The organism is Nitrospira sp. CR1.1 (assembly GCA_014055465.1).
GTDB lineage: Bacteria > Nitrospirota > Nitrospiria > Nitrospirales > Nitrospiraceae > Nitrospira_A.
The window spans coordinates 152,679-166,372 of sequence record WIAF01000005.1; the positions used below are offsets into that span (position 1 = coordinate 152,679).

Annotated in this window: 12 protein-coding genes; 8 read left to right on the forward strand and 4 right to left on the reverse strand. The window is 58.7% G+C overall.

Features of this window, described 5'->3' with window-relative positions:
* Positions 1-70: 70 nt before the first annotated feature.
* Positions 71-1,018, reverse strand: a complete 948-nt coding sequence (locus GDA65_11120; GenBank protein MBA5863244.1) for a hypothetical protein — start codon at positions 1,016-1,018, stop codon at positions 71-73.
* A gap of 504 nt (positions 1,019-1,522) precedes the next feature.
* Between GDA65_11120 and GDA65_11125 the strand changes: the two genes are divergently transcribed.
* The 8 genes from GDA65_11125 (at position 1,523) to GDA65_11160 (ending at position 10,258) form a co-directional block, all read left to right on the forward strand.
* Complete coding sequence (locus tag GDA65_11125; GenBank protein ID MBA5863245.1) at positions 1,523-1,894, forward strand: hypothetical protein; 372 nt, start codon at positions 1,523-1,525, stop codon at positions 1,892-1,894.
* A gap of 96 nt (positions 1,895-1,990) precedes the next feature.
* Complete coding sequence (lnt, locus tag GDA65_11130) at positions 1,991-3,625, forward strand: apolipoprotein N-acyltransferase (protein ID MBA5863246.1); 1,635 nt, start codon at positions 1,991-1,993, stop codon at positions 3,623-3,625.
* 18 nt (positions 3,626-3,643) lie between these two features.
* Positions 3,644-4,787 (forward strand): peptide chain release factor 2 gene (locus GDA65_11135; protein MBA5863247.1). Its coding sequence is split into 2 segments (ribosomal slippage): positions 3,644-3,712 and positions 3,714-4,787, totalling 1,143 coding nucleotides; the frame shifts between segments, so codons are not numbered across the junction.
* Between the two features lie 67 nt (positions 4,788-4,854).
* Complete coding sequence (gene lysS, locus GDA65_11140; protein ID MBA5863248.1) at positions 4,855-6,336, forward strand: lysine--tRNA ligase; 1,482 nt, start codon at positions 4,855-4,857, stop codon at positions 6,334-6,336.
* A gap of 2 nt (positions 6,337-6,338) precedes the next feature.
* Positions 6,339-7,616, forward strand: coding sequence for an FtsX-like permease family protein (locus GDA65_11145; GenBank protein MBA5863249.1), 1,278 nt, complete (start codon positions 6,339-6,341; stop codon positions 7,614-7,616).
* 66 nt (positions 7,617-7,682) lie between these two features.
* Positions 7,683-8,351 (forward strand): ATP-binding cassette domain-containing protein, encoded by a 669-nt coding sequence (locus tag GDA65_11150; protein MBA5863250.1) that lies wholly within the window; start codon positions 7,683-7,685, stop codon positions 8,349-8,351.
* Positions 8,352-8,459: 108 nt separating this feature from the next.
* On the forward strand, positions 8,460-9,605 hold the full coding sequence (locus GDA65_11155; GenBank protein ID MBA5863251.1) for a hypothetical protein: 1,146 nt from the start codon (positions 8,460-8,462) through the stop codon (positions 9,603-9,605).
* A 47-nt stretch (positions 9,606-9,652) separates the two neighbouring features.
* Complete coding sequence (locus GDA65_11160; GenBank protein ID MBA5863252.1) at positions 9,653-10,258, forward strand: hypothetical protein; 606 nt, start codon at positions 9,653-9,655, stop codon at positions 10,256-10,258.
* A 15-nt stretch (positions 10,259-10,273) separates the two neighbouring features.
* On the opposite strand, the gene GDA65_11165 is transcribed toward GDA65_11160, so the two are convergent.
* From GDA65_11165 to trpB, 3 genes are all read right to left on the reverse strand, one after another.
* Entirely contained in the window at positions 10,274-11,389 is a 1,116-nt protein-coding gene (locus GDA65_11165) for a GAF domain-containing protein (protein MBA5863253.1), read from the reverse strand.
* Between the two features lie 144 nt (positions 11,390-11,533).
* Complete coding sequence (locus GDA65_11170; GenBank protein ID MBA5863254.1) at positions 11,534-12,334, reverse strand: tryptophan synthase subunit alpha; 801 nt, start codon at positions 12,332-12,334, stop codon at positions 11,534-11,536.
* 165 nt (positions 12,335-12,499) lie between these two features.
* The gene (gene trpB, locus GDA65_11175) at positions 12,500-13,690 is read right to left on the reverse strand and encodes a tryptophan synthase subunit beta (GenBank protein ID MBA5863255.1); all 1,191 of its coding nucleotides are present in this window, start codon (positions 13,688-13,690) and stop codon (positions 12,500-12,502) included.
* Positions 13,691-13,694 lie beyond the last annotated feature (4 nt).

Below are 13,694 nucleotides of genomic sequence, written 5' to 3' on the forward strand. Positions count from 1 at the left end.
TCTCCCACGACATACTCGTTCTCCTCTCTGACACCCTGGGAATCGCCCCTCGATTCCCAGGGTGCTCCGGTTATCTTCCTGACCGATGCAATTGCAGCAGCGTCTCCAGCTTCCAAAGCGGGATACTCTCCGTGTCGCCCTTCCGGCTGCTGAATGCCAATCCGCCCACAAACAAGGCTATGAGGCCCACACACGCCAGGATCAAGGACCCGCGAGAGACGTCCGCGCTCGCAGCCCGATGATGGGCGATAACCGTCCGCTCAGCCGACATGTCTTCTAACAGCGCCAGCCGGTCCATCAACGCATCCGTGCGCATCGCCGCAATCGTCGCACTCGCCAGCTGGATCTGCCGGTCGGCTTTCGCCTCTGCATACCGTTCCTGAGCCTGGGTGACCTGCACGACAGCCCGTCCGACTCGTTCCTGGGCCGTGGCGGTCATCTGATCTTCCTCCTGAATGGCCTCAACGATCGATCGGCCAATCGCCGCTTGTCTCGTCGCCTCGAATTGGTCATGCATGCGCTGCCCGGTTAACTCGGCGGTCCTGATCAGGTTGGTATTGAAGTCGCTGGCGTACTGATCGGCAGAAAACATTCCAGTCGCGATTCCACGCCGCGTCTGATTGACGACGGCCCTGCCCATGACGTACTGCATTCGCGCCTGGTGATCGGCTTCCTGCCCGAAGGCACGCAATTCCGCCAACACGAGCGGACTTAAGAGTGTGGTGGACATTCGCTCCGATTCCCCGACCGCCCGATTCAGTTCCATGGCAGAAGCCGACAAGGCTGCGCCGGCATCCCGATCCAGCAGCAGGTCTTGCACGATGGCTTGACCTAATACCGGTTGAAGATACTGCATGCCCATGGATGGGTCATTGCCGGCGATGGCACTACTCATGGTCGGAGAGACCGGCGCCTGCCAGAAACCATCGGCAGCCGTCACCAGAAGGTACCCTCCGAAAAGTGTGGCCACCAAACCGATCGCTGCCATGACATCGACAAGGTCATATTTGCGTCCCATGGCGCCCTCCTTCCTGCCTCAGGTCGTCCGGCGCGTGGCAAACAGGCAGGATGCCGACGCGCCGTAAGTCGTACGGCACGGGAACCCATTCGTCTGCGCATAACTAGGCCTCCTTTGAAAAAGGTAACAGATGGCTTCCTGGATGTAGACCGTGAGCCCGGCGGAGTGAAAAGCCGCCGCCGAAGGTACCTGCTGAACGTATCGACGCGGGAGAGAACCGGATGGAGGACACGGGACAAGACTGGCTTGGTCATTGCCGCGGTCATGTGTGCCACGGTGGACCATGTACCCACCTATACAAAGGGTGGTACTGACTCCGATGAAATAGTCTACGCTTCGAGAAAAAATCGGTCAAGACCGGAAAAAGCGAATGCCGGCGCGGCCTGCTGGCGTTCGCGACATTGAACTAGCCACAAACTCGAAACGTGCTTCACGGCGTTCTTCCACCTTCTGGTAGGATGTCTGTATCAGATGCTGGCGCTCTTCTTGTTTCGGGAGGTTTGCATGCAAACCGTCGCTGTTGTGGTGCTCCTCGCCATGGGGCTGTTGATCGCGCCGCACCCTCACGCCGATGCGCAGGCCTCTCCCCTCTGGCAATCCGATAGAACCACCGGCATGGTCTCTCCGTTGAAGGATGGCAATAAGGATCCCTTGCACATCGGATCAGGACGCCCGGCTCAAAACTTCAGTGCCACCCATGGCATCACACCCGGTACGGTCACACCATTTGGAACACCGACACCGCCGAATCTCCTCACGCCCGCCCCTCTCCTGCCGCTTCTGCCCAAAGGCATGGCCATCCCACAGCCACAAGCGCCTGCCGTCCCTCACACCCCGGGACGATTCGGGCCATCGAGTGGCCCCCCGGGACGGTAGGAGCGCGACCCGAGACCGACAGATCCGGCCACTCCGGAGTAGACAGTTCAAACAGGACTGTTGAATCTACTCAAGGCTTTCGTTAAGTTACCGCCAATGACCATCTCCCGCGCACGCCTCATCCTGCTTGCCTGCGCGAGCGGTTTTCTCTATCCCCTGTCATTTCCGGCATTCGACCTCGGCTTCGTGGCCTGGTTCGCCCTGGTCCCGCTGCATATCGCCGTCGAATATGCTTCACCGCGCCGTGCTTTCCGGGTGGGATGGCTGGCCGGCACGCTTGCCTTTACCGGGGCCATGTTCTGGGTGATTACCGCCATGAATATCTATGGCAAGGTGCCGCTCCCGATCGCGACCCTTGTCATGTTATTGCTGACGGTCTATCTTGGCCTCTACCTCGCCCTGTATGCCGGTGCGCTGTCCTGGATCAGGACCGCCTTTCCGACGCTCGGGTTTCTGCCTGCGCCGTTTCTCTGGGTCACGCTGGAACTGATCCGCACATATTTTCTCTCCGGATTACCCTGGGCGCTGTTCGGCTATTCCCAGTATCAATGGCTTTCTATCATTCAGTTCGCCGACCATTTCGGGGTCTATGGGGTCTCCTTTCTGCTGGTGCTGGTCAATGCCGCGCTTGCGGAAACACTGATTTGGAGCTTCAAAGCGTACCGAGGCTTTCAAATCCGTTCCTTTCCCTGGCCCTCCTCGGTCGCGGCCGCGGCAGGGTTCGGAGTGGCCCTGTTTTATGGCACAAGCGTCCTGTCTGCGGCCCAGCACGCCGCGACACGCACGTTGTCCGTCGGCGTCGTTCAACCGAACGTCGAGCAGGCTCAAAAATGGGATGTGGCGTTCCGCCAGGAAACCATGTCCCGCTATGATCGCTTGACCGCCGGGTTGGGTGAGAACCTGGATCTCATCGTCTGGCCTGAAGCCGCCACCCCCTTTGTGTTCGAGATGGAGCCGCAATACCGGGCCATCGTCAGCGAAATGGCGCAACGCGCCGGTGCGCCCCTGTTATTCGGGAGTCCGGCGTTACGACGCCATCCCGACGGAAAGCCGTTCCTACTGAACAGCGCCTACCTGCTGGCGACCGATGGTCAGATCCTCGGCCGATACGATAAGCAGCATCTGGTACCGTTCGGGGAATACATTCCCTTTCACAACTCGCTCCTGTTTTTCCTGGACAAGCTGGTGGAAGGAATCGGCGACTTCGAGCCCGGTCCAGGCTCCACGCTCCTGATGTTCAAACCACACGAGAAGACTCCGCCGATGATTGCTGCGGCCACCAATCCGGACTTCCATCTGAAGTTCGGCGTGGTCATTTGTTATGAAGTGATTTTCCCTAATCTGGTGCGACAGTTTGCGGCGAACGGGGCGGATTTCATGGTCACCCTCACCAATGACGCCTGGTTCGGCCCCTCGTCAGCTCCCTATCAACATTTCGGCATGGTGGTCTTTCGCGCCGTGGAGAATCATGTTGCCTTCGCACGGGCGGCCAACACTGGAATCTCCGGGTTCATCGACCCGTACGGCCGTGTTCTGCAACAGTCGCCGATCTTCACGCAAGACGCGTTGCGAGGGACGATTCCTGTGAGTCATCAACCGACCTTTTACTCTCAATACGGTGATCTCTTTGCCTATGCCTGTGCTATACTCATCGCGCTTTTGTGCTTGACCGGCTACTTCTCGCCTAATTCGGAACCAGCCGGTGGCGAACCTGCCGGGCGACCAGCCTGAGAGAGAAAGGACCGTGCCATGTTGGATGATGTCCGGGTCCGTGTGCGAACCCTTGGCGAACAGTTAGCGCAGCTACGGGGGCATCTTTGACCTGGCTCGGATGACCGCTGAACTCAACGACATCGACGTCAAAACCTCGCAGCCGGATTTCTGGAAAGATACGCAGGCTGCCGCCAAAGTGAACCGGCGCAAGGCCGCCCTGGATCGCGAACTCTCGCGCTGGCGTGAAACCGAACGTCGTCAGAGCGACATCGAAGCGCTCCTGGATTTGGCCTTGGAGTCAGGAGATACCGGACTGGAGCAGGAACTCACGGCTGAACTCGACCCGTTCGAAAAATCCGTCGCTCAGTTCCGCATCGAGTTGCTGCTGTCAGGCGAGTTGGATGCGAACAACGCCATCTTCGCCATCCATCCCGGAGCCGGAGGCACCGAGTCGCAAGACTGGGCGCAAATGCTGCTTCGGATGTATGTCCGGTGGGCCGAGCAAAAGGGATTCAAGATCGAGACATTGGATTTGCAGGCTGGAGAAGAGGCCGGCATCAAGAGCGCCACGCTGTCCGTCAACGGCCCCTATGCCTATGGTTACCTCAAGGCCGAGGCCGGCGTGCATCGCCTGGTGAGAATTTCTCCGTTCGACGCGAACAAGCGCCGGCACACCTCCTTCGCGTCCGTCTTCGTGTATCCGGAACTCGACGATGATGTGCAGGTGGTCATTGAGGACAAAGATCTGCGGGTCGACACGTTCCGGGCTGGCGGCGCAGGCGGTCAGAATGTCAACAAGGTAGAGACGGCCATTCGCATCACCCACATTCCGACCGGTATCGTGGTGCAATGTCAGAATGAGCGGTCTCAGCTCCAAAATCGTAACGGCGCGATGAAAATTTTGAGAGCCCGCCTCTTTGAAGTGGAACAGCGCAAGAAGGAAGCCGAATTCAACGCGATCGTCGGTGAGAAAAAAGATATCGCCTGGGGCAGCCAGATCCGTTCCTATGTTTTCCAGCCTTATCAGATGGTGAAAGACCATCGAACCGGGCACGAAGTCGGTCAGGTGTCAGCCGTGATGGATGGCGATCTCGACGGCTTCATTGAAGCCTATCTCCAGAGAAAAATGACCGGCGGCAAGACTCCCCAGCCGGTGCCCATGACAGATGACGACGTATAACGTATGACGCCGATCTTGTGTTGCCTGCTTCGCGGGCCGCGGGATAGGAACGACGAGAGACCTATTCATGGACGAATTAAACGATCAACGGCAACAACGCATCAAGAAACTTGACCACCTCCGCCAGCTCGGTGTGGCGCCTTATGGCACGCGCTTCGAAATCAAGGACCGTGCCGGGCAGCTTGCGCGCCTCCATGGAGAAAAGACCAAAGAGGTGCTGGAGCAGGAACAGGTCGGGTGCACCCTCGCCGGCCGTATCGTCGGGTTGCGCCGCTTCGGCAAGGCGGCCTTTGCCGTGTTGCAAGACGGGTCCGATCGTCTCCAGGTCTATCTGAAGAAGGACACGCTGGGTGAGCAGGCCCACCAGATTTCGGAGGGGCTGGATCTGGGTGACTGGATCGGCGTGACCGGCATCCTCTTTCGCACCAAGACCAATGAGTTCACCGTCGAGGCCAAGACGCTCACCTTTCTGAGCAAAGCCCTCCGGCCGCTACCGGAAAAATGGCACGGGCTCACCGACGTAGAAACCAGATATCGGCAACGATACGTCGACTTGATCGCCAATCCACAGGTGCATCAGATTTTCGCCCTGCGCAGCCGCATCGTCTCCGGGATCCGCGCGTTTCTCATTGAACGGGGCTTCCTCGAGGTCGAAACGCCGATGATGCATCCGATTCCAGGCGGCGCGGCCGCCAAACCTTTTGTCACCCATCACAACGCCCTGGGCGCCGAACTCTATCTCCGCATCGCGCCGGAACTCTATCTCAAACGGCTGATCGTCGGCGGATTTCCCCGCGTCTTCGAAATCAACCGGAACTTCCGGAACGAAGGAATCTCGACGATTCACAACCCCGAATTCACCATGCTGGAGTTTTACGTTGCCTATGCCGATTATCACGACCTGATTGCGCTCACCGAAGAACTCTTTGGCCGATTGGCTCAGGACATTCTCGGCACCACGACCATCGACTATCAGGGTACGGAGATCAGCCTGAAGGCGCCTTGGCGACGGTGGTCCTACCACCAGTCTATCCTGGAAGTGAACAGCTTGCCGCCGTCGGTCCTCACGAATCGCGACGAAGCCCTCGCCGCCGCCAAACGGCTCGGCGTCGAAGTTGATCCAAAAGGGTCGCTCGTGAATATTCTGAACGAGATTTTTGAAGAAACCGTCGAACCGAAACTGCAGCAACCGACGTTTATCACCGACTACCCGATTGAGATCTCTCCCCTCGCGCGCCGCAAGGATTCCAATCCCTCGTTGACCGACCGGTTCGAGCTCTATATCGCCGGCCGCGAGATCGCCAACGCCTTTTCCGAGTTGAACGATCCGCTCGATCAGCGTGAGCGCTTCGAAGCTCAGGCCGCCCAGCACGCGGCGGGTGACGAGGAGGCCCATCGGGTGGACGAAGACTTCCTGCGCGCGCTCGAATACGGCATGCCGCCGACCGCCGGTGAAGGCATCGGTATCGATCGTCTCGTCATGCTCTTCACCAATCAGGCTTCCATCCGGGATGTCGTGCTCTTCCCGCAACTCAGGCCTGAAAAGTAGACATGGCGCTTCCCTACGAAATCTTCATCGGCCTGCGCTACCTGCGCGCGAAGCGACGCAACCGGACCATCTCCTTCAACACGATCGTGTCCATCGTCGGAATCACGCTCGGCGTGGCCGCGTTGATCGGCACAGTCGGCATCATGACCGGGTTCAAGGAGGACGTGCAGGCGAAGATCCTTGGCACCACCGCGCATATTCTGGTGAACGACCGCATGAAGGAGTCCATGGTCGATTACGAAGAACTGGTGAAGAAGGTGGCGGGTGTTCCGGACGTCGTCGCCGCGACCCCTTTCATCTTCCGGCAGGTGCTCCTCACCTCTCCCTCAGGGGTGCAGGGCATTATCCTTCGCGGGATCGACCCGGCGCGCGAAGGAACCGTGACCGAGCTGGCCCACAACTTGGTGAATGGCAACCTCGACGATCTTTCGCATTCCACAAAGGTCGTCATTCCTGAAAAGGAACGCGAACCAAATGGACCGGATACCGCCATGCGGCCGGGCATCATCCTCGGCAAAGAATTATCGATGCGACTCGGCGCCTTCCCCGGCGACCAGCTGAACGTCGTCTCACCGGTCGGTCCGGTTACCGGCGCCAGCATGACCCCGAAAATCCGGCAGTTCGTCGTCGTCGGCATCTTCCAATCAGGCATGTACGAATACGATTCTTCCCTCGCGTACATCGAGCTGGGAGAAGCGCAAAAGTTTTTCAACATGAGCGCGGCGGTAACGGGCATTGAGGTCAAAGTTGCCGATGTCTTCCGAGCGGCGGACGTCGCCCGCTCGATCGAGCAACAGCTTGGTTTTGCTTTCTGGGCGAGGGACTGGATGCAAATGAACCGAAACCTCTTCTCGGCCCTGAAGCTGGAAAAGACGATGATGTTTTTGCTGCTTGTCCTGATCACGATCGTCGCCTCCTTCAACATCGTCAGTACTCTCACGATGATCGTGACCGAGAAACAGCGCGAGATTGCGATCCTCAAAGCGATGGGCGCCACCCGCAAGGGCATCATGCGGATTTTTATGCTCAACGGCCTGATCATCGGCTGTTCCGGTGCGGCCATCGGTGTCCCGCTCGGGTATGCGTTCCTCTGGTTGATCCAAACGTTCTGGACCTTCGATCCAACCGTCTACTATATTTCCAAGATTCCGGTTCATGTCCTGGGATCGGATGTGTTGCTGGTCGCAGGATCGGCCATTCTGATCAGTTTCGCTGCCACGCTGTATCCGTCGCTCCAAGCGGCCAAACTTGATCCGGCCGCCGCCCTCCGATATGAGTGATACGGAGCGCCAACGAACTACGAACGCGACCATTGATCATTTAACATTTCACGTTGCAGTTGCCGCATGATTGACGTCGTCGACCTCTATAAAACATTTCCGATGGGCGGGCGCGAGCTGGTGGTGTTGAATAACATCAACCTGCGCATTCAGCGCGGCGAACTCATTGCCATCATGGGCGCGTCAGGAGCAGGCAAAAGCACCCTCCTTCAAATTCTCGGCACATTGGACCGGCCCACCAAAGGCACCGTGTCGTTCGATGGGCAGAATCTGTTTCAGCTTACGGAACAACAGCAGGCGGAGTTTCGAAATAAACGTGTCGGGTTCGTCTTTCAGTTTCATCACCTGCTGCCGGAATTTACGGCGCTCGAGAATGCCTGTTTGCCGGCCATGATTCAAAAGCGGGAGATGGCCGATGTCGTCGGCGAAGCCAGCAAGCTCCTCGGCGAGGTTGGTCTTGCTGATCGCCTGCATCACAAACCTGGCGAACTCTCCGGCGGTGAGCAGCAACGGGTGTCCGTGGCGCGCGCCTTGATGCAGCAACCAGATCTGGTGTTGGCCGATGAACCGACCGGTAACCTCGATACCCACACCGGCGAGGCGCTCTTCGCGCTCATGCGTCAATTGAATCGCTCGCGGGGCACCACGTTTGTGATCGTCACGCACAACGACAAGCTCTCCGCCCAAGCCGACCGCATCATCTCCATGCAGGATGGCGCAATCATCTCATCTTAGACTATGCCTCGCCGAAGGCGTCTAGGCGGGCAGTGACGTCTTGACGGCTTCAGCATGTTTTCGTAGACTGCGCCAACCATCGTCACGAGCCGGAGTTCCACTGACTTTATGAAGGCACACGTCACAGCATACGTTCGATACACGACCATATTGCTCGCCATCCTCCTGCCACTCCAGGCGGCAGCGGTCGAATTTGTGTTTGTCGGATCACGCCAGATGGGTATGGGCGGAGCAGGTGTCGCCACAACGACCGACTCGCTCGCTACCTATTGGAATCCTGCTGGGATGGCGATGAGCAAGAAATTCGACATGCGGATTCAAGGCGGCGGCCAGGTGGTGGATCGCGGCGACGTCTTCGATACGATCAAAGACATCAATAATGTGAACTTGAATGACACGTCGGCGGCCAATGTCGCCCGGCTGCAACAACACATCGATCGCATGAACAAACCTGGCACCAATCTGACGGCGGCCGCTTCCGGCGGATTTTACGTGAAGGGCAACTTCGGCGAACACGCGTTGGGATTTAACGTGTCGGATGTCGCCACAGCCGGCGGCTTTTTACGCGGCCCGGTCGGCTTTACGAACAACGGCACTAATCTGACCGTCAACGGGCAATTCGCCATGAACGGACTGGAAGTCCGGCAGGCCGCGATGTCGTATGCCTATGCGTTCATGGATCGGATCTTTTCCATCGGCGTCACCGGCAAGGTCATCCAAGGCGCGGCCTACACCGGCGCCACCAATATCCGTGGCGCAAGCGACGATATGAAGGTCTTCGAGGACATCGGGCGCGCCAAGATCTCAACCGCGCTCGGCATCGACATCGGCGCCATGTTCCGGCCCTCGTCCTGGTTGCGGATGGGTATCGTCGCTAAGGATATCAACGCGCCGACCTTCGATGCGCCGAACGGGGACAAATTCAAATTGTTACCACAAGTCCGAACCGGCATCGCCGTGAACCCATACAACTCTCTGACGCTCACGGCTGATGTGGATATTACGAAGAACAATACCCTCACTCCCGGTGTGTACAGCCAGGTCCTGAGCCTCGGCGCAGAACAGACAATTCTCTCCGAGCTATTGTCCTTTCGACTCGGCGCGTTCAAAAATATGCAGGATGCCAAAACACCATTTATCCAGACGGCAGGCTTCGGCATTCGTGTCCTAGCCTTGCGCATCGATATCGCCGGCGGGTATGATTTCAGGGACCAGGCTGCCCTGGCCTCTGGATCTATCGCCGTGACCTTCTAGGGTCGCGTCCGGCAGTGAATCGATTTGCTACACTTGTTATACGAACCATGACACGTCACACAGTTTCTACCATCAGTGTTGTTCTCTGCCTCGTGATAACTGCCCTGCTGGCAGGCTGCGGGGGCTTGCAGGAAATGTGGGAAGGACCGGCCGCGCGGGGCTTTTACCCGAAAACTATGGCGATTCTTCCGATTTCGGGGACCTATGACAGCGCTCGTGAAGACGTCGAGGAGGTGGTCGCGAAAGTCCTGATCAAGAGCCGCCGGGTCGAAAAGGTCGTACCGCCCGATCAGGTCACCGACACGTTCCAGACCACAAAAGATGCCTTCGATGCGCTGGTGATGTATTTTTCACGGATGGAAACAACCGGCCAATCAGACAAGAGTTCCGCGATCAAGATCGGGCATGCCCTGGGCGCCGATTCCCTGCTGGTGGTCAAGGTGAATGCGTGGGAATACACACGGGAAGAGGGCGACAACATCGCCCGTGTTGGATTGAGTATGCGGCTGGTGGACGCGATTAACGGCGCCATCGTCTGGAAGGCGCGCCATCAGGTGCAGGAAAGTTATCTCTTCATCCGCCCCGATATGAAGGATCTGGCCACCAAACTGGCAGCCGACATGATCAAATATATGCCGCCTGAAAAACGCTGACCTTGCGCAATCCGGTCAGGCCCTGCCACCGCCCGCTCCCCTTCTGAGATTATCGATCGCAAGCCCGAACTGATTTGAGAGACTCGCCAGTTCCAACACATCCCAATTGCTGAACGGCTTACCGCTGCGCCGATTCACCACTTCGAGCACCCCGACCGCCCGGGCGCCCATCCGGACCGGAACAGACACAAGCGATGCGACCGACAGAGCGGCCTGCCATCCATGACCTGCCACCAAGCGGGCGTCCTGCCGGCCCTGAGTGATGAGGACCGCCTGCCCCGTGCGATACACCCCCGCGGCAATGGTCGATTGCAACGCCGTGAGTCCCGACGCGCGTTCTCCGCCGATGGCGGACAGCGTCAACGTCCCGTCGGCAGCCACCAGAAACAGCGCGCCGGCCTCCGCTTCGACCAATCGAACTGCCGCATCCAATGCCCGCCGCAATTTTTCTCCCTCGGCCAGGGACGAATTCAAGATATCGCTCACCTGCTCCATATGCTGAATGCGAAGAATCTTGGCGGCATATTTGACGGTCAACCGGGCGTGGTCCAGCAGAATCGCCAACCAGGGTTCCACCGCCGTCAGGAGCGATAGGAGTTTGCGCGAGGGCAACCGCTGAGACTTTCCTGTCCGGAACATGGCGACCCCGTCCAATCGGTTGATCCGATGCAATCGGACCGCATGCAACTCGCCACTGACAACCTGAGAATTCTCCTCCGTTTTCTTCAACCCCTCCTGCCAGAGTTCCGTCACGGATGGATCGTTGCTGCCTGCTTCAGCCAGACAGGCCATCTCACGGGTTTGCTCGTCACGCACATACAGCGCCACAGCCTGGACCTTGGTCACCTGCAGGAACAATTGTACGAACACCGCAGCCACACCGATCGGCGAGCGCCCTTCACCCTCGGCACTCGACAGGGTGTTGAACAGCCCCTGCTGCAGCGTACGCAGGAGCCGATCTTCGCCTATTGGAGCCGGCTTGCGGACAGCGGTTTTTCTCCGCGCGGCGACTGACGAATTCGTGGATGTCGTCTTACGGGTGGTTCGAGTGACCTTACGGCGAGCTACGGCCATGGCATCTCCTCGTGTGAACTGTCCATCGTTGCGAGGCAGAGCGCGACCGCTCTGCATGATTGTTGCTGAATGTTGATAGGGGGCACGAGACCGAGATGGATGCGAGTCAGGCCTGATGTCGAAGAATCACGCGCGATCGGCCTGCAAACAGAATCGGAAACGAACGAAGATGATGACGAGTGGATGCCGAAGGTAACCCGGTTATCCGGGCTGCATGGCAGCCTTGAGGGAACGAACGAAGGACCCCACTTCGTGAACGAGACGGCCATCCTGCCCATGTTCTCCAACACGACGGACAATCGCACTCCCGACGATGACGCCATCCGCAGTCTCAGCGACCCGCGCGGCATCTTCCGGCGTGGCGACGCCGAATCCCACGGCAACGGGTGTCTTGGTGTGCTTCCTGATCTTGGCGACGTTGTCTCGCACGCCCGCCATGTCGTTCAGTTTAGCCCCAGTAATACCTGTGAGGGAAACATAATAGACAAATCCGCCGGACTCCTTCGCCACGTAGGCGCGGCGTGACGCCGTGCTGGTGGGCGCCAGGAGAAAAATCAGGTGCAGGCCAGCCGCAGCCGCCGGCTGGCGGAGCGGTTCCGCTTCGTCGGGCGGCATGTCCGGGACGATGAGGCCGTCGACGCCAGCCGCAGCGGCTTTGCTGCAAAAGTCTGCTTCTCCAAACGCATGAATGTTGTTGTAATAGGCCATCAGGACGATAGGGATTTGGGTCGTGGCGCGCAGACGTGTCACCGCCTCGAGAATCCTGCGGAGCGAGGTGCCGCTTTGCAACCCGCGCTCGGCTGCCTGTTGAATCACCGGCCCATCCGCGATGGGATCGGAAAAGGGCACACCCAATTCAATGATGTCGGCCCCCGCCCGCTCCAGTTCGAGCACCAACTGTTCCGTCTCCTGCAACGACGGATCACCGGCCATGATATAGGTGATGAGGGCTTTCTCTCCCTTCGCTTTCAACCGCCCGAACGTCTGATCTAAACGATTCATCTCGATATACCTCTGCCTCTCGATCGTCCTAAAAGCTAATCACAGGAGGTTCAAAACGATCATCCAGCGCGGCCGCAGCAAGCGCGGAGGTGAGGCGTACTCCTGCAGTACGTCGAACCTCTGCACGCCGCGAGAACAAAGCTGGAGGCCGTTTTCAACCTCCTGCTAGAGGGTCACGCCTTTGATTCGGGCCACCTGCTGCACATCTTTATCACCACGACCCGACAGGTTCACCACGATGATCTGATGCTTTTTCATGCGGGGCGCACACTTCACCACCTCCGCGATGGCATGGGCACTTTCCAGTGCCGGCATGATGCCCTCTTCCCGCGCAAGCAAGTCGAAGGCGGCCAGGGCTTCATCGTCGGTCGCCGAGGTGTATTCCGCCCGGTTGGTTTCTTTGTGATAACTATGCTCCGGGCCCACCGCCGCATAATCCAACCCGGCCGAGACGGAATGCGTGAGGTTGACCTGGCCGTTCTCGTCTTGCAGGAGATACGTCATCGTTCCCTGAAGCACGCCGGGGCGGCCACCCGCGAACCGGGCCGCATGTTTCCCGCTCTCCACGCCGAGGCCAGCGGCTTCCACTCCGACCATCCTCACCTTCTTGTCCGGGACAAAGGCATGGAACAGCCCCATGGCATTACTTCCGCCGCCGACACAGGCGATCAGGCAATCCGGGAGACGTCCTTCAGCGGCCAGAATCTGCTTGCGAGCCTCACGCCCGATCACGGCCTGAAAGTCCCGGATCATCATCGGATAGGGATGGGCGCCGAGGACCGACCCGAGCACATAGTGCGTGGTCCGCACATTGGTCGTCCAATCCCGCATGGCCTCGCTGATGGCATCTTTCAAGGTCCGGCTACCGGCGTCCACACCCGTCACCTTCGACCCGAGCAGCCGCATTCGGAAAACATTCAATGCCTGCCGCTGCATGTCTTCCGTGCCCATGTAAATTTCGCATTCGAGCCCGAACATCGCCGCCACCGTTGCCGTCGCCACTCCATGCTGACCCGCGCCGGTCTCGGCGATGAGCCGCGGTTTCTTCATTCGGCGCGCGAGCAACGCCTGTCCGATCGCATTGTTGATCTTATGGGCGCCGGTATGGCACAGATCTTCCCGCTTCAGATAAATCTTTGCGCCGCCCAGCCGCTTCGTCAGGCGTTGAGCAAAATACAGGGGCGTCGGCCGTCCGACATATTCTTTGAGATAGTGTTTCAGTTCAGTTTGAAAACTCTTATCCTTGCGCGTGCGCTGGTACGCCTCTTCCAACTCCAGCAGCGCCGGCATCAGAGTTTCTGGTACATATCGCCCACCGTAGGGTCCGAACCGCCCATGTCGATCTGGTATCGCCATGTGT